18 protein-coding genes, 1 pseudogene and 1 other annotated feature are annotated in these 20378 nt (G+C 61.6%); of the genes and pseudogenes, 10 read left to right on the forward strand and 9 right to left on the reverse strand.

The annotated features are described in order from the left end of the window. Positions 1 to 1459 precede the first annotated feature (1459 nt). On the forward strand, positions 1460 to 1759 hold the full coding sequence (locus tag QZ329_RS11140; protein ID WP_295752594.1) for a hypothetical protein: 300 nt from the start codon (positions 1460 to 1462) through the stop codon (positions 1757 to 1759). 147 nt (positions 1760 to 1906) lie between these two features. Here QZ329_RS11140 and QZ329_RS11145 read toward each other — a convergent pair whose 3' ends face one another. The 3 genes from QZ329_RS11145 to QZ329_RS11155 form a co-directional block, all read right to left on the reverse strand. Further along, positions 1907 to 2701 carry a MetQ/NlpA family ABC transporter substrate-binding protein gene (locus QZ329_RS11145; protein WP_295752596.1) on the reverse strand — a complete coding sequence of 265 codons (795 nt, stop codon included), beginning with the start codon at positions 2699 to 2701 and terminating at the stop codon, positions 1907 to 1909. Positions 2702 to 2820: 119 nt separating this feature from the next. Then, positions 2821 to 3504 (reverse strand): methionine ABC transporter permease, encoded by a 684-nt coding sequence (locus QZ329_RS11150; RefSeq protein WP_295752599.1) that lies wholly within the window; start codon positions 3502 to 3504, stop codon positions 2821 to 2823. Beyond that, entirely contained in the window at positions 3497 to 4501 is a 1005-nt protein-coding gene (locus QZ329_RS11155) for an ATP-binding cassette domain-containing protein (protein ID WP_295752628.1), read from the reverse strand. The genes QZ329_RS11150 and QZ329_RS11155 overlap by 8 nt, the downstream gene beginning before the upstream one ends. Before the next feature lie 121 nt (positions 4502 to 4622). Further along, positions 4623 to 4869 (reverse strand) — a binding site (T-box leader). A 239-nt stretch (positions 4870 to 5108) separates the two neighbouring features. On the opposite strand from QZ329_RS11155, the gene QZ329_RS11160 reads away from it, so the two are divergent. From QZ329_RS11160 to QZ329_RS11170, 3 genes are all read left to right on the forward strand, one after another. Then, positions 5109 to 5939 carry a DUF368 domain-containing protein gene (locus QZ329_RS11160; RefSeq protein WP_295752601.1) on the forward strand — a complete coding sequence of 277 codons (831 nt, stop codon included), beginning with the start codon at positions 5109 to 5111 and terminating at the stop codon, positions 5937 to 5939. Positions 5940 to 6046: 107 nt separating this feature from the next. After that, on the forward strand, positions 6047 to 7057 hold the full coding sequence (locus QZ329_RS11165) for an ATP-dependent 6-phosphofructokinase (RefSeq protein WP_295752604.1): 1011 nt from the start codon (positions 6047 to 6049) through the stop codon (positions 7055 to 7057). 180 nt (positions 7058 to 7237) lie between these two features. Continuing rightward, a complete protein-coding gene (locus tag QZ329_RS11170; RefSeq protein ID WP_295752606.1) occupies positions 7238 to 8269 on the forward strand; it encodes an aldo/keto reductase in 1032 nt (343 codons plus the stop codon). 38 nt (positions 8270 to 8307) lie between these two features. Here the strand turns inward: QZ329_RS11170 and QZ329_RS11175 are convergent, their stop codons facing one another. Next, positions 8308 to 8655 carry a helix-turn-helix domain-containing protein gene (locus tag QZ329_RS11175; RefSeq protein WP_295752608.1) on the reverse strand — a complete coding sequence of 116 codons (348 nt, stop codon included), beginning with the start codon at positions 8653 to 8655 and terminating at the stop codon, positions 8308 to 8310. 102 nt (positions 8656 to 8757) lie between these two features. On the opposite strand from QZ329_RS11175, the gene QZ329_RS11180 reads away from it, so the two are divergent. Continuing rightward, complete coding sequence (locus QZ329_RS11180) at positions 8758 to 9315, forward strand: flavodoxin family protein (RefSeq protein ID WP_295752610.1); 558 nt, start codon at positions 8758 to 8760, stop codon at positions 9313 to 9315. 70 nt (positions 9316 to 9385) lie between these two features. On the opposite strand, the gene QZ329_RS11185 is transcribed toward QZ329_RS11180, so the two are convergent. From QZ329_RS11185 to QZ329_RS11195, 3 genes are all read right to left on the reverse strand, one after another. Next, positions 9386 to 10660 carry a dicarboxylate/amino acid:cation symporter gene (locus QZ329_RS11185; RefSeq protein ID WP_295752612.1) on the reverse strand — a complete coding sequence of 425 codons (1275 nt, stop codon included), beginning with the start codon at positions 10658 to 10660 and terminating at the stop codon, positions 9386 to 9388. Positions 10661 to 10780: 120 nt separating this feature from the next. Continuing rightward, a complete protein-coding gene (dapF, locus tag QZ329_RS11190; protein ID WP_295752614.1) occupies positions 10781 to 11620 on the reverse strand; it encodes a diaminopimelate epimerase in 840 nt (279 codons plus the stop codon). A 130-nt stretch (positions 11621 to 11750) separates the two neighbouring features. Beyond that, the gene (locus tag QZ329_RS11195; protein WP_295752616.1) at positions 11751 to 12215 is read right to left on the reverse strand and encodes a GNAT family N-acetyltransferase; all 465 of its coding nucleotides are present in this window, start codon (positions 12213 to 12215) and stop codon (positions 11751 to 11753) included. Between the two features lie 333 nt (positions 12216 to 12548). On the opposite strand from QZ329_RS11195, the gene QZ329_RS11200 reads away from it, so the two are divergent. The 4 genes from QZ329_RS11200 (at position 12549) to leuS (ending at position 18056) form a co-directional block, all read left to right on the forward strand. Next, positions 12549 to 13133 carry a TetR/AcrR family transcriptional regulator gene (locus QZ329_RS11200; RefSeq protein ID WP_295752619.1) on the forward strand — a complete coding sequence of 195 codons (585 nt, stop codon included), beginning with the start codon at positions 12549 to 12551 and terminating at the stop codon, positions 13131 to 13133. 188 nt (positions 13134 to 13321) lie between these two features. Next, complete coding sequence (locus QZ329_RS11205; protein WP_295752620.1) at positions 13322 to 14854, forward strand: sodium/proline symporter; 1533 nt, start codon at positions 13322 to 13324, stop codon at positions 14852 to 14854. A 352-nt stretch (positions 14855 to 15206) separates the two neighbouring features. Then, the gene (locus QZ329_RS11210; protein ID WP_295752621.1) at positions 15207 to 15590 is read left to right on the forward strand and encodes a DUF2500 domain-containing protein; all 384 of its coding nucleotides are present in this window, start codon (positions 15207 to 15209) and stop codon (positions 15588 to 15590) included. Positions 15591 to 15632: 42 nt separating this feature from the next. Further along, positions 15633 to 18056, forward strand: a complete 2424-nt coding sequence (leuS, locus tag QZ329_RS11215; RefSeq protein ID WP_295752622.1) for a leucine--tRNA ligase — start codon at positions 15633 to 15635, stop codon at positions 18054 to 18056. A 197-nt stretch (positions 18057 to 18253) separates the two neighbouring features. On the opposite strand, the gene QZ329_RS11220 is transcribed toward leuS, so the two are convergent. Both QZ329_RS11220 and QZ329_RS11225 read right to left on the reverse strand, forming a co-directional pair. Beyond that, entirely contained in the window at positions 18254 to 19204 is a 951-nt protein-coding gene (locus QZ329_RS11220; protein WP_295752623.1) for a stomatin-like protein, read from the reverse strand. Beyond that, the gene (locus tag QZ329_RS11225) at positions 19204 to 19674 is read right to left on the reverse strand and encodes an NfeD family protein (RefSeq protein WP_295752625.1); all 471 of its coding nucleotides are present in this window, start codon (positions 19672 to 19674) and stop codon (positions 19204 to 19206) included. Before QZ329_RS11225 ends, QZ329_RS11220 begins: the two co-directional genes overlap by 1 nt. 178 nt (positions 19675 to 19852) lie before the next feature. On the opposite strand from QZ329_RS11225, the pseudogene QZ329_RS11230 reads away from it, so the two are divergent. Next, positions 19853 to 20378 (forward strand): annotated as a pseudogene (locus QZ329_RS11230) (class I SAM-dependent RNA methyltransferase); the annotation flags it as partial.

Here is a 20378-nt window from a genome sequence, read left to right on the forward strand (position 1 = left end):
TACGAGATCGAGTAATGTGACTGGAGTTCAGACGTGTGCTCTTCCGATCTAATCGAGAATCGGGCGTTCGTTTGCCTTGTGCTGGCTTTGCTGCTGGCGGTGGGAATGGGATTCTTTCTCTTCCGTGTGGTTGTACAGGGAGGGAACTGGGCTTCTGCCGCTTTTAACCGCCACCTCTATAACTCCCAGGGCCAGCTGATCGCCGGAACCGTGCTGGACCGGGATGGGGATGTGCTGTCCTCTGTGGAGAATGGAGTCCGGACGTATTATGACAGTGATACGGTCCGCAAGGCTGCCCTTCACGCTGTGGGGGATCTTCAGGGAAACATTGGAACCGGGGCGCTGAACGCTTTCGCGGACCGGCTGACCGGGTGGAATCTGGTCAACGGCGCTTTCGGCGCGGACCGGGGCGGAGAGCTGACGCTGACCATTGACGCCCGGTACAATTATGAGGCTTATCAGGCTCTGAACGGACGGTCCGGAACCGTGGCGGTGTACAATTACAAGACCGGCGAGGTGCTTTGCATGGTCTCCGCGCCCAGCTACGACCCCCTTCGGGTCCCGGAGGATATCGAGACCAACGACCGCTGGAAGGGAGCTTATTTGAACCGCTTCCTCTCCTCTGTCTTCACGCCGGGCTCCGTTTACAAGACCGTGACCCTGGCGGCGGCGCTGGAGAATCTGCCGGATATCGAGAGCCGGACCTGGAGCTGTGCCGGTTCCGTTCAGGTGGGAGAGGAGACGATTGTCTGCTCCGGCGTCCATGGGGAACAGGATGTCGCCGCCGCCTTTGCCAACAGCTGCAACGCCGCCTTTGCCGGGATCGCCGCGGAGCTGGGGACGGACGTGCTCCGGCGCTATACGGAGAAGGCGGGCCTCACCGCCAGCTATCGTTTGGACGGCATCCCTTCCGCCAAGGGCTCCTTTGACTGGGACCTCACCCAGGGCCGTCTGGGCTGGGCGGGGGTGGGTCAGGACAAGGACCTGGTGAACCCCTGCGCCCTGATGGTGTACATGGGGGCCATTGCCAACGGCGGCAGGGCGGCGGAGCCTTACTTGATCTTAAAGACCCAAAGCGCCCTGGGTCTCCCCTCCCTGCCCCGCTGGACCCGCAGGACCGAAGAGCTGGTCTCCCGGTCCACAGCGGAGAAGCTGGCGGAGCTGATGGCGGGAAACGTGGAAAAGACCTATGGCAAAAGCCGCTTCCCCAACATGGACCTGTGCGCCAAGTCCGGCACCGCCGAGGTGGGCGAGGGCCGGGCCCCGCACGCCTGGTTCTCCGGCTTTCTCCAAAACGAGGATGCGCCCTACGCCTTCGTGGTCCTGGTGGAAAACGGCGGCGGAGGCAGCAGCGCGGCGGGCAGCGTCGCCGCCAGGGTGCTGGACGTCATGGTGAACGGCTATACAAAATAGATACAGACCGTAAATAAAATGATGATAATCAACGGAGGGTATATAAATGAGAGGTCGGAACTCCCTGCTGCTGCGCGGCGCAAAGCGGCTGAATTGGGGGGCCATGGTTTCCGGAGCGGGCTTCCTTTTGTACCTGGGCGCGGCGGCCCTGGGTTGGGAAGGGACGGCGGAGATTCTGTCGCTGGTTTTTGTGGCGGTGTCGCTGTACGTGTTTGCCTCCGTGGCGGCGGCGCGGCGGCGGGACAAAGAGGCCGTCAGCTATAATCTCCTCTGGGGACAGGGGGCGCTGACGCTGCTTTTGTGCATGTGCGCCGCGCTGACGGTCCGGAAATGGCTGGGAAGATAAAAAAGGTGAAAAAGGAGAGGCCCGGGAAAAATCCCGGACCTCTTTTTGCGCAAAACATCGTGTCCGTTGCCGCCGCGCCGGCCAAAACAATTGCCGGACCGGCAGAGCACGCAAACGCTTTTTGGTACTTTTTCTCGAAAAAAGTACTTAGAACGCGGGGATCACAGCGCCGCCATAGGTGTTGTTGATATAGTCTTTCACCGTGTCGGACTGGAGGGCCTTCACCAGGGCCTGCACGGCGTCGCTGTTTTCATTGCCCTCTTTGACCACCAGCACGTTCACATAGGGGGAGTCAGCGGATTCGATGACCAGGGCATCCTCCACAGGGTTCAATCCCGCGCCCAGCGCGTAGTTGGAGTTGATGGCGGCAATGTCCACCTCGTCCAGAGCAGCGGGAACCTGAGCGGCCTCCAGCTCCACGAACTCCAGATTCTTGGGGTTCTCGGCGATGTCCTTGGGAGTGGCGGACAGGTTGGAGCTGTCCTGGAGTTTAATAAGCCCCTGGGCCTCCAGCAGCAGCAGAGCCCGGCCCTCGTTGGTGGGGTCGTTGGGAACGGCGATCTTGCCCCCCTCGGGGATGGCGTCCAGAGAGGCGGAATTGCCCGCGTACAGGCCCATGGGTTCAATGTGGACGCCCGCCACGCTCACCAGGTGGGTGCCCCGCTCGGCGTTAAAGTCGTCCAGATAGGGGACGTGCTGGAAGTAGTTGGCGTCCTCGTCCCCGTCTTCCACGGCGGTGTTGGGCACCACATAGTCGGAGTACTCCGTGACCACCAGCTCAATGCCCTGTTCCTTCAAAATATCCACGCACTGGCTCAGAATCTCGGCGTGTGGGGTGGGAGAGGCGGCGACCTTGAGGGTGGCGGCTTTTTTGCCGCCGCAAGCGGCCAGGGACAGGGCCAGAATCAGGGCCAGGGAAAGAGCGAAAATCTTCTTTTTCATGTTGTGTTCCTCCAATTAAAAGCCAACAGACTTGTTCCGAATGGTCTTCGGCGGTTTCCGTCTTCCATCCTCCGTTCTCTCTGCGCGCGTGAGAGGCCGGGGCGGAAGGGGAAGCCTTTTTATTTCAAACGTTTGTCGATGCGCACCGACAAGCGGCTGAAAACGCTTTGAACAACTTGGACCAGGATGATGAGAATGACCACCGTTACCCACATGACGGAGGGGACGTGGCGCTGGTGTCCATAGCGGATGGCCAGATCTCCCAGGCCTCCCGCGCCCACCATGCCGGCAATGGCGGTATAGCCCACAATGGCAATCAGGGTGATGGACCCCCCCAGAATCAAAGAGGGCATGGCCTCGGGCAGGTAGACCTTCCAGACGGTCTGGAAGGTGGAGGCCCCCATGGACCGGGCCGCCTCGATGACGCCTGCATCCACCTCGCTGAGAGAGGTTTCCACCATCCGGGCCACGAAGGGGGCGGAGGCCACCACCAGAGGCAGTATGGCCCCCCGGAGACCCAGCCGGGTCCCCATGACCAGCTTGGTAAAGGGAAAGAGGGCCACCATCAAAATGGCGAAGGGAAAGGAGCGGCCGATGTTGATGATCCATCCCAGGATGGCGTTAACCGCTCTGTGGGGCCGGATGCCGTGGGGCTGGGTCAGCACGGAGATCACCCCCATAGGCAGGCCGATCAGATAGGCAAACAGGGTGGATACGGCCACCATAATCAGGGTGTCCAGAAGGCCTTCCGCCAGGATACCGCCGTACTCCCCCCAGAAGGCGGGGGTAAAAATCTCACTCATGATACTCCACCTCTTCCACGGAAACGTTGGGCTGGGCCCGGATGTAGCTGAGGGCCTTGGCGGCCTCGTTGGGGTCCTCCGGCAGGCCCAGCAGCATGGTCCCCAGGGCCTTGCCCCCCACATTTCGGGTGTCCGCCCCCAGAATGTTCAGCTTCACGCCGCAGTCAATGGCCACGGAGGCGATGAGGGGCTGATAGGCGGTGCCGCCGTTGAAGGAAATCCGGACGGCCCGGGTGTTGGGGGGATACTGGGCGGCGCTGATACCGCCGGGATATACCAGACGCCGGGCGGCGTCGGTGGAGGGGTTGGAGAAAATATCCTGCACCTCCCCCATCTCGGCCACAACGCCCCCGTCCAGAATGGCCACCCGGGAACAGATTTCCTCAATGACGCTCATCTGGTGGGTGATGACCACCACCGTAACGCCCAGCTTGGCGTTCAGGTCCTTCAAAAGCCCCAGGATGGAGGCGGTGGTGGTGGGGTCCAGGGCGGAGGTGGCCTCGTCGCAGAGGAGGACCTTGGGGTCCGTGGCCAGGGCCCGGGCGATGGCCACCCGCTGCTTCTGCCCGCCGGAGAGCTGGGAGGGATAGGCGGCGGCCTTATCCCCCAGGTCCACCAGCTCCAAAAGCTCCCTGGCCCGCTGCTCCGCCCGGGCCCGGGGGACCCCGGCGATCTCCATGGGGAAGCAGACGTTTTTCAGACAGGTTCGCTGCATCAGCAGATTGAAGCTCTGGAAGATCATGGTGATCTTCCGCCGCTGGAGGCGCAGCTCCTTCTCGGAAAGAGCGGTCATGTCCTTGCCGTCCACAATCACCGTCCCGGAGGTGGGGCGTTCCAAAAGGTTCATGCACCGCACCAGGGTGGATTTCCCCGCGCCGGAGAGGCCGATGATGCCGAAAATCTCCCCTTGGCGGATGTCCAGGCTGATATCCTCCAGGGCGTGGACCTCCGCCTCGCCGCCGCCGAAGGTCTTGCTCAGATGCTGGATTTGGATGATGGATTCGCTCACGATAGCAGCTCCTTTACGGGAAATTGAAAAGAGGAGGCGCATCCGCCGCTTCCGGCGGCCGGGGTCTGGTTCCTCCCCGGGAAAACAAAAAGCCCTTGAAGCGTTTCGCTTCAAGGACGGGCGCGGACCCGCGCCGTGATACCACCTTGATTCGCGCGTCTCCTCACGAAGACGGCCTCATGAAGTGCCAACACACTCCCGCGCTGTCACGGGCGCTCCCGTCGCGGCCTATGCCCTGCGGCAGTCGGCGGCGCAACTCCAAGACCATGTTCGGCCGGCCCTTCCGTACCCCTTTTCACCAATCGGGGCTCTCTTTGACGTATCGTCCGGCTTACTCTTCTCTTCATCGTCTTTGCGGTTATAAAGTTGCTCGAATTGCTTTGTAGTTTACACGGTTTTCTCCGCTCTGTCAACGGCAATCCACCCAGAAAAACGGGGTCCACCCCCCCAAAAATACCAGCAGAATCTACAAAAACAGAAGAACGGGAGAATTTTTTTTGCCCGGAAAATCGGAATCAGATTGCAAGACTCGGGTAAAACTGGTATCATATTTTGCGAAAATTTTCCGCGCTTTTCAGAAAGGGGGAAACCGGCGTTGGACGAAGGGAGACAACAGCGGAGCCGCTGGCTGCGCAATCTGCTCTGCGGTATTTTGATCGGCTCGGGGGCCATACTCCCCGGGGTCTCCGGCGGCGTTCTGGCGGTGGTGTTCGACATCTACCGCCCCTTTATGGAAGTGCTCACCCACCCCCGCAGGGCCGTTCCCCGGTACTGGCGGATGCTGATCCCCCTGGGAATCGGATGGTGCGTGGGCTTTATGGGGGTGGCCCGTGGCATCGCTGCGGCCATTTCCCTCTCCCCCGCCGTGACCTATTGGCTCTTCATCGGCCTCATCGCGGGGACGGCCCCCTCCCTCTTTCGGGAGGCGGGGAAAGAGGGCCGCTCCGCCTCCGCCTGGGTGAGTTTTGCCCTCTGCGCCTTGGCGGTGTTCGCGGGACTGTTCTATATGAGCCGGGTGGTCCACGTAGAGGTGGAGCCCAATTTCTGGTGGTACAACTTTTGCGGAGCCCTGTGGGGCATGGGCGTGGTGATTCCGGGGATGACCTCCTCCTCCGTCATGATGGCCCTGGGGCTGTATCAGCCGGTGCTGGAGGGATTGGCCCGGCTGGACTTCCTGGTGCTCTCCGCCGCCCTGCCGGGGATGGGACTGACCATCGCCCTGCTGGCCCGGCTGGTGACGTGGCTCTTCCGCCGGCATTACGCTGCGGCCTTTCACGGAATCCTGGGGTTTGTGGCGGCCTCCACCCTGGTAATCGTCCCCACCCAGTACGCCGGGGCGGGGGAAATGGCGCTCTCCGCCCTGTGCTGCGCCGCCGGATTCGCCCTGGCCTTCTTTATGGCGCGAATGGACCGGCGCTCCGCCTGATTCCCTTACCGTGAAAACCCCGCCTTGACATCTCGCCTTCTCAGGGGTATCATGCTATACAGGAGAAAATCGGCTTGGCCGGTGAAATTCGTCAGGAGGGTTATCTTATGGAGAAAAAGGTAAAGAGAATCGGTGTTCTCACCAGCGGCGGCGACGCTCCCGGCATGAACGCGGCTGTCCGGGCCGTAGTCCGGGCCTCCATCGCCCGGGGTATCGGCTGCATTGGTATCCGCCGGGGCTGGAACGGCCTGATCAACAGCGATTTCGTCCCGCTGAACTCCTCCAGTGTCAGCCACATCATCAACAAGGGCGGCACCATGCTCTACACCGCCCGGAGTCTGGAGTTTATGGAGGAGGAGGGCCGGGCCAAGGCCCTGGCCACCTGCCGCCTTCTGGGACTGGACGGCATCGTCGCCATCGGCGGCGACGGGACCTTCCGGGGAGCCCTGGCCATCAGCCGCCAGGCCGCCAAGGACGGCATGAATCTTCGGGTAGTGGGTATCCCCGCCACCATTGACAACGACATTGGCTGCTCCCACTATACGATCGGCTTTGACTCCGCCTGCAACACCGCCATCGAATGCATCGATAAGCTCCGGGACACCATGCAGTCCCACGAGCGCTGCTCCGTGGTGGAGGTCATGGGCCGTCACGCCGGGTATCTGGCGCTGTATGTGGGCATCTCCGTGGGCGCCACCGCCGTGCTGATTCCCGAGCGGGAGCCGGACTTCGAGCGGGACATTGTGGAGAAGATCCGCAAAGCCCGTCTGGCGGGCACCACCCATTACATGGTGGTGGTGGCCGAGGGCGCGGGCAACGCCATAGAGATCAGCGAGCGCATCCACAAGGAGCTGGGCATCGACCCCCGGGTCACGGTTCTGGGGCACATCCAGCGGGGCGGCTCCCCCAGCGCCCGGGACCGGGAAACCGCCAGCCGCATGGGCTATGAGGCGGTCCGGGTTCTGGCTGAGGGTCAGGGCAACCAGATCATCGGTATTCTGGACGGCCGCCTGGCGGACATCGAGATGGAGGAGGCCCTGGCCATGACCAAGTCGTTCCAGATGGACCGCTACCAGATTCTGGAGGCCCTGACCAACAGCTGCGGCCCGGATTTCTGACTTCCTTTTCAAAAAAGGAAGCAGCCGCGCTTCCATTCCGCTCTGGAGGTCTGGTGATTGACCCGGCCGGAGCGGCGGCGGCAAAGCGCGCCGGCATCGCTGAGATGAAATACTTACACTTCTAATACTTTGATTTGGGGCCGGGGGCAGTTTGTCCCTGGCCCTGTAATAGGAGGAGCTATGGAAAAAGTCAGACTGGGACGCACGGAGCTTTGGGTGACGAAGACGGCCTTCGGCGCCCTGCCCATTCAGCGGATTTCCAAGGCGGAGGCCGTCCGGCTGATCCGGCGGGCCGTGGACGGCGGCATCAACTACTTTGACACCGCCAATTCCTATACCGACAGCGAGGAGAAACTGGGCGAGGCCCTGGAGGGCGTTCCCCGGCAGAGCGTGGTGATCTCCACCAAGAGCGGCGGCGGGGACAAAAAGACCGTCCTCCGCCACATCGAGCAGAGCCTCCGCGCCCTGCGGACGGATTACATCGACCTCTTCCAGTTCCACAATCCCGCGAAGCTGCCGGATATTCAGGACCCCGACGGCCCCTTTGCCGCCGCGCTGGAGATGAGGGAAAAGGGCTATATCCGCCACATTGGCATTTCCAACCACCGCCTCCACGTGGCCCGGGAGGCCATCGCCTCCGGGGACTTTGAGACCCTCCAGTTCCCCTTCTGCTACCTGACCACCGACAAGGAGCTGAGCCTGGTGGAAGATTGCAGACAGGCCGATATGGGCTTCATCGCCATGAAGGGCCTCTCCGGAGGGCTTTTGAACAACGCCGCAGCTTGCTATGCCTTCATGCGGGAGTATCCCCATGTGGTGCCCATCTGGGGCGTCCAGCACGAGTGGGAGCTGGACCAGTGGTTGGAGCTTACCCGGCAGGACCCCCATATGACACCGGAGCTCCGGGCCGTCATCGAGGCGGACCGGAAGGAGCTGGTGGGGAGCTTCTGCCGCTCCTGCGGCTATTGCCTGCCCTGCTCCGCCGGAATCGACATTCCCCAGGCGGCCCGGATGTCCGCCCTGCTGCGCCGCTCGCCCTACCAGAAGTATATGACGGACGAGTGGTACCAGAAGATGCACCGGATTGAAAGCTGCGTCCGCTGCGATGCCTGCAAGAGCCGCTGCCCCTACGGGCTGGACACGCCAAATCTGCTGGTGGAGATGCTGAAGGATTACGACGCGTTCTATGCGGAGCATCGCAGCGATGCCTGACCGGGAGCCGGGGGAACGGCTCCCGGCAGGCGAAAACCTCATTCGCCGCTTTGCGGGTCCCGGTTCTTCTCCCCCCAGACGCACAGACCGTCCAGCGCCGGCATCAGGGATTGTCCTTTGGCGGAGAGGCGGTACTCCACCTTCGGCGGAATCTGCGGGTATTCCTTTCGGAGGATGAGGCCGTCCCGCTCCAATTCCTTCAGGGCGGTGCTGAGGGTTTTGTGGGAGATGGAGCCGATATAGCGCTTCATCTCGTTATAGCGGACTACCCCGAATTCCATCAGGCAGTAGAGAATGACCATTTTGTATTTGCCGCTGATGAGGGACAGAGTGTAGTGAAAGCCGGTGTCCTGGAAGTTGGCGCTTCCGGCGCAGTTTTGGTTCATGGAACGCTCTCCTTTTGGATAGTATCTAACCTTTATGTGCGTACTTTTCTTTTGACAGGTTTTCTGATAGAGTGAGTATATCACAAATCTGGAGGTTTTTCCATGAGCAAGCACATTTTAATTCTCAACGGCAGCCCCCGGGCCAAGGGGAATACCAAGGCGCTGATCGAGGCGTTTGAAAAAGGCGCGGCGGGGGCCGGACACCATGTGGAGCGCTTCGACCTGCAAAAGATGAACATCCATGGGTGTCTCGGCTGCTGCGGCGGAGGAAAGGACCCGGCCAGCCCCTGCGTGCAGAAGGACGATATGGAGAAGATTTATCCCGCCTATCAGGCGGCGGACATAGTGGTTCTGGCCTCTCCTATGTACTACTGGAATATTACCGGGCAGCTGAAATGCGCCTTTGACCGCCTGTTTGCCGTGGCGGAGCTGGACGCGGAGTATGCCAATCCGAAAAAGGACTGTGTTCTGCTGATGGCGGCGGAGGGAAGCGACGAGGAGAATTTCGCCCCCGTCCGGGCTCTCTATGAGGGGCTGACCCGGCATATGGGCTGGCGGGACCTGGGCATTGTCTACGCCGGAGGAAATATGGAGGCCGGCGCGGTTTATAAGCAGCCCAGCCAGCTCCGGCAGGCGGAGGAGCTGGGAAGGTCCGTATGACCCTTCCGTGCCGCCGCAGGACACCGGACAGCAAAAGACGCCCGCGCCGAAAGGCGCGGGCGTCTTGCATTTATTTTTTCAGCTGCTTTTGGAGCCAGTCCCTCCCGTCCACAAACCGGGAGACGATGAAGCAGGTCACGTAGTCGCCGGCGGCGTTAATCATAGTTGCCGGGGGATCCACCAGATTGCCGATGACCACCAGAATGGGGAAGGCGATCTCCATCTGGGCGGGGAAGAAGATGGAGCAGATGATGTACTCGCCGATGTACCCGCCGCCGGGGACGCCGCTCATGCCCACGGAGCTCAGCACCGCCACCAGCACCACGGGGATCAGCATACCCAAGGTCAGCTTCTGGCCGAACACGCCCAGGACGAAGGCAATTTTCAGCACGCAGCTGAAGCAGGACCCGTCCATGTGCATGGTGGCCCCCAGGGGCAGCACCATGTCCGCCACGTCCTTACGGATGCCGGTGTCCACGGCCTCCTCCATATTCGTGGGAATGGTGGCCACAGAAGAGCAGGTGCCCAGGGACACCACGGCGGGCTTGGTGATGTGCCGGAACATGACGTCGATGGCGCCCCTGCCGCCGCCGAACCAGGCGAAGAGGGGCCAGGCGGTGAAGATGTAAACAAAGCAGAGGGGGTAGTACACCGCCAGAGCCCGGGCGTAGTTCTCCGTAATCTGGGGCCCGTAAGTGGCCACGAGATCGGCGAAGAAGCCGAAGAAGGCGATGGGCGCGTAGTAGGTGATGATCTTCACGAATTTCAGCATGACCCCCGCCAGGTCATCCAGGAAGCGTCCCACAGGAGTCTCCTTGCCGCCGTTGAGGTTCACGGCGAAGCCGAAGAGAAGGGAGAACACGATCAGAGGCAGCATGGCCCGGCGGGTCAGCAGGCCGCTGAAATCGCTGGCGGTGAAGAAGTTGACAATCATGTCCGGCAGGGTGGCGTACTCCCCCATCTCCTCGGCAGCCAGATTCGTCCAGGCGGCGGGCACCGGCGGAAAAACCATCATCAGCACATACATAATGACGGCGGCGATGGCCCCGGTGACCACAAAGGTCCCCACGGTGACGCCCATGATCTTCCCCGCCCGCTTCCGGCTCTCCATGTTGGCCACGGCGCTGGAGATAGAGGCGAAAACCATAGGAACGACGACGCAGAACATCATGTTGATGAACACGGTGCCAAGAGGCTTGAGGACCGTGGCTCCGGTGCCGGAGAGGACGTTTCCGTCCGCGTCCACTTCGGCGGGCCAGACCCAGCCCAGGATGGCGCCCAGGATCATGGCGCCCAGCATGACGGCCAGGAACGCGTAATTCTTCGCGATGGATTTCTTTTCCATAATTTCCCTCCTGATTTCTACACACGGCGAATCGGGGCCCGGCGGCTGCGGCGTGACCGGAGGACGGCGGTCCGCGGGGGTTTCATCCGCCCGCTCCGCAGGGCTGCCCTGGGAATCCCGTCAGAGGGCAAGGTCCTCGTCCGTGACCTCGCCCTTGCAGACGACGTTGGTGGGGCCGGTAAGGTGGAGTTCCGTGATGTGGCTGTGGGTGCGCTCCGCGTCCACGAACAGCGTCCCGCCGGTCATGTCCGCCCGGACCTGGTGGCCGCTGACCTTCCCCTGAAGGGTCAGCACCGCGACGGCAGACCCGGTGCCCGTGCCGCAGGCGTAGGTGAAATCCTCCACGCCCCGCTCGAAGGTCCGCACGTAGATCCGGTCCTCTCCGATGAGCTCGTAGAAATTCACGTTGGCCCCCTTGGGGAAGACGGGGTTCCAGCGGATGCTGCGCCCCAGCTCCCGCAGTTCATGGGCGGGGGCGTTTTGGAGATCGTGGTAGGGAATCACCGCGTGGGGCAGTCCGGGGTTCCCCAGCTCCACGTAAGAGCAGGCGTACCGCACGCCGTCCGCCTCCACGGGGCAGTCCAGCCGGATGGTGGTGGGGTCGTTGAGCCGGATGCGGTAGAGGCGGCCGCCCATCCGCCGGCCGAAGATCATGCCGGCGGTGGTCTCCACAGCCTGGGCCTCCTTGGCGAGACCGTTTTCAAAGCCATAGCGGCAGATGCACCGGGCCCCGTTGCCGCACATCTCCCCCACGCTGCCGTCGGAGTTGAAAAACAGCATCTTGAAGTCGCCGCCCTGGTCCGCCGCCTCCGTCACCATCAGCCCGTCGGCCCCGATGGACAGATGCCGCTCGCACAGCGTCCGGGCGATCTGAGGCAGAACGTCGTGGGGCAGGCGCTCTTCCAGGTTGTTGAGGATGATGAAGTCGTTTCCGGCCCCGTTCATTTTCCAGAATTTCATGGGGTCCTCCTCCTTGTCTGCTTTCATTATAAACGCACTCTCCGCAAATGAATACCGGAGAATGTGCTAAAAACCTTGCAAAAAGTGCGGAGTACGCTGCGCTCTTTCCGCCCGGCGGGCGGAGGTCCGGTCACTCCGGCAGTTCCATTTCGCCATTCATGGGGACAAAGCCGTATGCCTCATACAAGAGCCGCCCCATGTCGGTTGCTTCCAGGGAGATGGCGGTAACGCCCAGGCGCTTCGCGTCCCGCACCAGCAGGTCCAGCGTCCGGTACGCGATGCCCTTTCTTCGGTATGCGGGGTCTGTGTACATATTCATAATATAGGCTTTTTTCCCGCTGGGATTGTGATATGTGGGCATCACCTGAAAAAAGCTGACGCCGCCGGAGCCCACAAGCCGCGTCCCGTCAAAGACCAGATAGGCGATGTGGGAGCCGCCGGGAAGCGCCGTTTCATAGTAGCGGCGGGTCTGCCGCTTCACCTCGTTCATATCGGCGTCTTCGGGCAGGGCGTTGGCGGCCCGCAGAACGTGGGCGCGGGTTTGCGTCAGCAGCTCCAGGTCTTCGAGAGACGCCTTTTTATAGATCAGGTCCATGATCTGTCCTCCTCTTCCGGCATTCCGGCAGACACCGCCGGCTTGGGCGCGGGGGGACCGGAACGCCGGGCTTTTCGTTGACACGTCCGGCGAAGTGTGGTATATCAGTATCAGCGAAAGAGGAAGCGCTGGCCGGGAAATGTCCCGCCGCCCTCCGGCGCACAGCAAGAAAACAACCGCCCCCAGGCTATAGGAAGCGGCCAAATCTTCGAGCGATCAACGTGACGGGCTGCGCCCGCAGACCCAGCCACGTTCAGTTTGCGTTAATTATACCAGCCCCTCCCCGGGCTGTCAACCATGAAATTCCAACGTCCCTGGAAAGGAGGCCCTGCCATGCCCAGAAAGAACGCCCGAAACACCAAGGGCCGCATCATCTCCGCCGCCTGGAAGCTCTTCTATGAGCAGGGCTATGAGGACACCACCATTGAGGACATCGTCTTTGAGTCCGAGACCTCCAAGGGCTCCTTTTACCACTACTTCGACGGGAAGGACGCCCTGCTGGGCACCCTCTCCAACGTCTTTGATGAGAAGTACGAGGAGCTGATTCCCGTCATGGACCCCGGCCTGGACGCCATAGGGAAGCTGGTGTTTTTGAATCACGAGCTCTTTGCCATGATCGACGGGGGCATCTCCCTGGATCTGCTGGCACGCCTTCTCTCCACGCAGCTGCTGACCCGGGGGGAAAAGCATCTCCTGGACCGGAACCGCACCTATTTCAAGCTGCTGCGGAAGATCATCGCCGAGGGCCAGCGGGCGGGGCAGCTGCGGACGGACCGGACGGTGAATGAAATTGTGAAGGCCTACGCCCTCTGGGAGCGGGCGCTGCTGTACGACTGGTGCCTCTGCGGGGGGGAATATTCCCTGGTGGCCTATACGGACGCCATGACGCCGACCTTCCTGGAGAGCTGGCGGAATTGAAGCGGTCTTTTCCGATTTGGTAAACGATTCCCCCTAAAAACCGTACAGCGTCAAAGTACTTTAAAATCAGAATCCCACGGAATTGATACAGAACGAAGTATAGACTGCATTCTATACCTCGTTCTGTCTTTCATTCTAGTAAAAAGTATGCTATGATATCACCCATTGAACAGAAAAGGAGAGAAACTATGTCTACCGCACAAATCTGCATCATGGGTACAATGATCCTGTACCTCTGCTTCGTCATCTTCACCGGCGTGATGATTGGCCGCCGCTCCAAGAAGAGCGCCGAGGGCTTCTACCTGGGCGGCCGGGGCATCGGCCCCCTGGTCACGGCCATGAGCGCCGAAGCCTCGGACATGAGCAGCTATCTGCTCATGGGCATCCCGGGCCTCGCGTACCTCTCCGGCGTGGCGGACGCCAGCTGGACCGCCATCGGCCTGGCCGTGGGCACCTATCTGAACTTCCTGCTGGTGGCCAAGAAGCTCCGCCGCTACAGCGTGAAGCTGGACGCCATCACCATCCCCAGCTTCATCTCCAGGCGCTACGGCGAGAAGAGACCTGTCATCATGTGCATTTCCGCCCTGATTATCCTGATCTTCTTCGTGCCCTATGTCGCCTCGGGCCTGGCCGCCATCGGCAAGCTCTTCAACAGCCTCTTCGGCTGGGACTACATGGCCGCCGTTGTCGTCGGCGCCATCGTCATCATCAGCTACACCTCCATCGGCGGCTTTAACGCCGTGGCCACGATGGACCTGATTCAGTCCGTCATCATGACCGCCGCCCTGGCCGTCATTGTGGTCTTCGGCGTGGTTCAGGCGGGCGGCATGGACGCCGTCATGGCCCATGCCCGGACCCTCCCCGGCTTCTTCAGTTTCACGGAGACCTATAATGTGTCCACCGGCGGGGCGGACCCCTACGGCGTCATCCGCATCGTCTCCATGATGGCCTGGGGCCTGGGATATTTCGGCATGCCCCACATCCTGGTGCGGTTCATGGCCATTCGGGACGAGAACGAGCTGACCCTCTCCCGCCGCATCGCCGCCACCTGGGTGGTGATTTCCATGGGCGTGGCCGTGTTCATCGGCATCGTGGGCCACGCCGTGTCCGCCGCTGGCCGGGTGCCCTTCCTGGAGGGCAGCGCTACGGAGACCATCATCGTCCGGCTCTCGGACCTGCTGTCCACCTACGGCGTCTTCCCCGCCATTATAGCGGGCTGCATCCTGGCGGGCATCCTGGCCGCCACCATGTCCACGGCGGACAGCCAGCTGCTGGCGGCCTCCTCCGCCTTTTCAGAGAACATTGTCCAGGAGGTCTTCGGCGTGAAGCTGACGGAGAAGCAGACCATGCTCATCGCCCGGCTGACGGTGGTGGTCATCGCCGTCATCGCCCTGTTCCTGGCCTCGGACCCCAACAGCAACGTCTTCCAGATCGTGTCCTTCGCCTGGGCGGGCTTCGGCGCGGCCTTCGGCCCCGCCATCCTCTGCGCCCTCTACTGGAAGCGGAGCAACCGCCAGGGCATCATGGCGGGCCTGGTGGCCGGCGGCGTGATGATCTTCGTGTGGAAGTTCCTGGTCCGTCCCATGGGCGGCGCGCTGGACATCTACGAACTGCTGCCCGCCTTCGTGGTGGGTCTGGCGGCCATCGTGATCGTGAGTCTCCTCACTCCGGCCCCGGACGCGGGAATTGAAAAGCTCTTCGACGAGGTGAAGGAGAAGTAAATCCGGCCTGAAAACCGCCCGGGGTTCTGTCCCGGGCGGTTTTTTGGTCAGATTCCCCTTGACAAAACGGTCCCTTCCCCGTACAATAGGGCCTGTTGAAAGACGATGAAGGGAAAAAGACGGGGGATGGTCCCGCCCTCAGAGAGCCGGCGGATGGTGCGAGCCGGCGGGGGAGCCCCTGTGTATGACTGGTCCCGGAGTCTCCCGCCCGACAGGTAGGGCGGGACGCCTTGCCCCCGTTACCGGGCCATGAGGGCCGCCTCCGGCGGCTGAACAGGGTGGTACCGCGTGCATCCACGCCCCTGGCCGTTTGGCTGGGGGCGTTTTCGTCGTTGAAGAAAGGAGAAAAGACATGAGCATGGGGTTTGGAATGGGCGGTTTCAACAGCATGATGTTTACAATCGCCCCGCTCTTCATCACAGTGATATTCGTGCTTGTCGTGGGCGGTGTGATCCTGTCTGTGGTCCGGGGCGTCAGCACCTGGAGCAAAAATAACGCCTCCCCCCGGCTGACGGTTTCCGCCGAGGTAGCCGCCAAGCGAACCGACGTCACCCACCATCATGGCCAGAACCATATGCACCATTCTTCCACCCATTATTACGCCACCTTCCAAGTGGAGAGCGGGGACCGGATGGAGTTTTCCGTCAGCGGCCCGGAATACGGCATGCTGGCGGAGGGAGACCGGGGAAACCTGAGCTTCCAGGGTACACGGTATCTGGGCTTTGAGCGGATTTAACCATATTTGTCATTACTTTTCAAATCATAAAGGAGAAGACGCATGAAATACGATTTTACCGCCATTGAGAAAAAATGGCAGCAGAAGTGGCTGGAGGAAAAGCCCTTCACCGCTGTCAACGGGGACCAGACGAGGGAGAAATTCTTCGGCCTCATCGAGTTCCCCTACCCCTCCGGCCAGGGGCTCCACGTGGGCCACGCCCGGCCCTTCACCGCCATGGACATCATCTGCCGCAAGAAGCGGATGCAGGGCTATAACGTCCTCTTCCCCATCGGGTACGACGCCTTCGGCCTGCCTACGGAGAACTACGCCGTCCAAAACCACATCCACCCCGCCAAGGTCACCCACGACAACGTGTCCAACTTCCGCAAGCAGCTGCGGATGCTGGGCTACTCCTTCGATTGGGACCGGGAGGTCAACACCACCGACCCGGATTACTACAAGTGGACCCAGTGGATTTTCCTCCAGATGTTCAAAAAGGGCCTGGCCTATAAGGCCTCCATGCCCGTGAACTGGTGCACCAGCTGCAAGATCGTCCTGGCCAACGAGGAAGTGGTGGAGGGCGTCTGCGAGCGCTGCGGCGGCGAGGTCATCCGCAAGGAGAAATCCCAGTGGATGCTGGCCATCACCAAGTACGCCGACCGGCTGATTGACGATCTGGACGACGTGAATTTCATCAACCGGGTGAAGATTCAGCAGCGCAACTGGATCGGCCGGTCCGAGGGCTGCGAGCTGACCTTTGAGACCAATATGGGGGATACCGTCAGCGTCTACACCACCCGGGCGGACACCTTGTTTGGCGTGTCCTATGTGGTTATCTCCCCGGAGCACCCCCTACTGGAGAAGTGGAAGGACCGCATCGGCAACTGGGACGAGGTGGCCGCCTATCAGGCGGAGGCCGCCCGAAAGAGCGACTTTGAGCGGGGCGAGCTGAACAAGGACAAGACCGGCGTCCGGCTGGAGGGCGTTCTGGTCACAAACCCCGCCAACGGAGAGGCTGTCCCCATGTTCGTCTCCGACTACGTGCTGATGGGCTACGGTACCGGCATCGTTATGGGCGTGCCCGGCCACGACCAGCGCGACTGGGACTTCGCCACCAAGTTCGGCCTGCCCATCATTCCTGTGGTGGAAGGCGGCGACGTGACCAAATCCGCCTATACTGCCAAGGACGACGGGATCATGATTAACTCCGGGTTCCTGAACGGCATGACCGTCAAGGAAGCCATCCCCGCCATGAAGGAACACGCCGTGAAAGAGGGCTACGGCGTGAAGAAGACCAACTTCAAACTCCGGGACTGGGTGTTCAGCCGCCAGCGCTATTGGGGCGAGCCCATTCCCCTGGTGAACTGCCCGAAGTGCGGCTGGGTCCCCCTGCCGGAGGACCAGCTCCCCCTCCTCCTGCCGGAGGTGGAGAGCTATGAGGTGACGGATACCGGCGAGAGCCCCCTTGCCAAGATGACGGACTGGGTGAACACCACCTGCCCGAAGTGCGGCGGCCCCGCCCAGCGGGAGACGGATACCATGCCCCAGTGGGCGGGCTCCAGCTGGTACTTCCTGCGCTATATGGACCCCCACAACGACAAGGCCCTGGCATCCAAGGAGGCCCTGGACTACTGGTCCCCCGTGGACTGGTACAACGGCGGCATGGAGCACACCACGCTCCACCTGCTCTATTCCCGCTTCTGGCACAAGTTCCTCTATGACATCGGGGTCGTCCCCACCAAGGAGCCCTACGCCAAGCGCACCAGCCACGGCATGATTCTGGGCGAGGGCGGCGAGAAGATGTCCAAGTCCCGGGGCAACGTGGTGAACCCCAACGACATCGTGGCCCAGTACGGCGCGGACACCATGCGGCTTTATATCATGTTCGTGGGCGACTTCGAGCAGGCGGCCATCTGGTCCACCGAGGCCGTGAAGGGCTCCAAGCGCTTTTTGGACCGGGTGTGGAACCTGGCGGAAAGCACCAAGGACGACCCGAACCCCTCCCCCGCCAACGAGGCCATTCTCCACCGGACCATCAAGAAGGTCACGGCGGACATCGACAGCCTGAAGATGAACACGGCCATCGCCGCCATGATGACCGCCGTCAACGAGCTGACGGCCAACGGCGTCACCAAGGGGGACATGAAGATTCTGATTCAGCTGCTGAACCCCTTCGCCCCCCACATCACCGAGGAGCTGTGGGAGAAGTTCGGCTTCGCCGCCGGGACTGGCAAGATGTGCTGCCAGAGCGAGTGGCCCGTCTATGACGAGAGCAAGACCGTGGCCTCCACCGTGGACTTCGCCGTCCAGGTGAACGGCAAGCTGAAAGGCACGGTTTCCATGCCCACGGACAGCGAGGAGCAGGCCGTGGTGGACGCCGCCATGACGGTGGAGAAGGTCCAGAAGGCCACGGCGGGGATGCAGGTGGTAAAGACCATCTTCGTCAAAAACCGCTTGGTGAACCTGATCGTAAAGCCCCAATAATATGGGGAGATTGCAGCTGAGATGCCAGCTGGTCCAATGCGCCCCCATTCTCTCTTTTGCGAAAAGAGAGAATGGGCCGCGCACGGTGGAAGAGAGAAAACAGGGGCCCCATCCGATGGATGGGGCCCCTGTTCGCTGCCGTCGCTTCGACTTGATTTTTATACCAGACTGTCAGAGCGTGCGAAAGCTCTTTTTGCCTACTTTTTCTCGCGAGAAAAGGTAGGGTCCTCGCTCTCGAACACCGCCTTGGCGCTGGCGGCGAGACCCGCCAGACCTTGCAGCTCGCTGGGAATGATGATCTTCGTCGCCTTGCCGTCGGCCACCTTCTGCATGGCCTCCAGGGCCTTCAGCTTCACCACCTGGTCGTTGGGGGCGGCGGCGTTCAAAAGGCGCAGGGACTCCGCCAGGGCGGTCTGCACCCGGGTGATGGCCTCGGCCTCCGCTTCGGCGGCCATGATGCGGGCCTGCTTGGCGCCCTCGGCCTGAAGGATGGCGGCTTCCTTGGCGGCGTCGGCCCGGAGGATGGCGGCCTGCTTCTCACCCTCGGCCACCAGAATCTGGCTCTCCTTCTGGCCCTTGGCCTGGAGGACGGCCTCCCGGCGCTCCCGCTCGGCCTTCATCTGCTTTTCCATGGCATTCTGGATGTCCTTGGGGGGAATGATATTCTTCAGCTCCACCCGGTTGACCTTGATGCCCCAGGGGTCCGTGGCCTCGTCCAGGATGGAGCGCATCCGGGAGTTGATGATGTCCCGGCTGGTGAGGGACTGTTCCAGGTCCATGTCGCCGATGATGTTCCGCAGGGTGGTGGCCGTCAGATTCTCAATGGCGCTCATGGGGTGCTCCACACCGTATGTATAGAGCTTGGGGTCGGTGATCTGGAAATAGATGACCGTATCGATCTGCATGGTGACATTGTCCTTGGTGATGACGGGCTGGGGCGGGAAGTCCGCCACCTGCTCCTTCATGGAGACCTTCTTCACCACCCGCATGACGAAGGGAACCTTGACGTGAGGGCCCTGGTTCCAGATGGCGTGGAACTGGCCCAGCCAGGTGACGACGTAGGCCTGGGACTGCTGGACGATATGGACGTTGGAAATAATAAGAATCACCAACAGCACAATGACAATCGAAATCGGAATCCACCACATTATTTAACTACCTCCATTTTTTCAGATATATGGACCAGGAGCTTGACGCCCTCGATCTTCTGCACCTTCACCTGGGTCCCGGCGGGAATGACGCTGCCGTCGTCGCTGCGGGCGGTCCAGGTTTTGCCGTCCACGTACACCGCGCCGGAGGCCTGTTCGTTATTCACCGGCTCCGTCACCTTGGCCACCATGCCCAGCACCCGGTCCGAATTGGTGGGCACGGAGGGCCGCAACATAAAGCGCCGGACCAGGGGCCGGCTGAGAACCAGCGCCGCGGCGGACACCACGGCGAACACCAGCACCTGAGTACCGATGCCGGACAGGGGGTCCAGGGACCAGCCGGACATGCAGGTGAACAGCGCCGCCAGGGACCCGGCGACAAACCAGATGGAAACCATACTCTCCGTAAGAACCTCGGCCACGCCGAAGAGAACGATGGCCCCCAGCCACAACCAGATAAAAATGTCCATAAGACGCCTCCTTTCAGTCTCCGTGTTTGTCTTCTCCTACAGTATAGCATAGCCCGCCGGGAAATAGTGTTTCATTTTAGTAACAATTCACAAGGGCGGCCTCGTTTTTTCGGGGAGTTGAAAACCGCGCCCATTCCTGTTATACTACACGAAAAAGCCAAAAAGGAGGGGGATTCTCTTGACTCTGACCGTTCCCTGCCTTCTGGGCCTGGAGAGCCTGGTATCCGATGAGATGAAACGCCTGGGACTTCCGGACGTCCGGGCGGAAAACGGCCGGGTCCACTGCGGCGGAACCCTTGCCGACATTCCCCGGCTGAATATCGGCCTGCGCTGCGGGGCCCGGGTGCTGATGGAGCTGGGCTCCTTCCCTGCCCCGGACTTTGAGGCGCTGTTCCAGGGCGTGCTGTCCCTGCCCTGGGAGGAGTTCATTCCCAAGGAGGGGGAATTCCCGGTGAAGGGCTATTCCCTGAACTCCACGCTCCACTCGGTTCCCGCCTGTCAGGCCATTGTGAAAAAGGCCGCCGCCCGGCGGCTGGGGAACGCCTATGGCTGCGAGACCCTGCCGGAGACGGGAAGCCGGTACCAGATTCAGTTCGCCATCATCAAGGACCGGGCCTTTTTGTACCTGGATACCTCCGGCGAGGGGCTGTACAAGCGGGGCTACCGGGCCCGGAACATGGGCGCGCCCCTGCGGGAGACGCTGG

This window comes from uncultured Oscillibacter sp. (assembly GCF_910579365.1).
In the GTDB taxonomy this organism is placed as follows: Bacteria; Bacillota; Clostridia; order Oscillospirales; family Oscillospiraceae; genus Oscillibacter.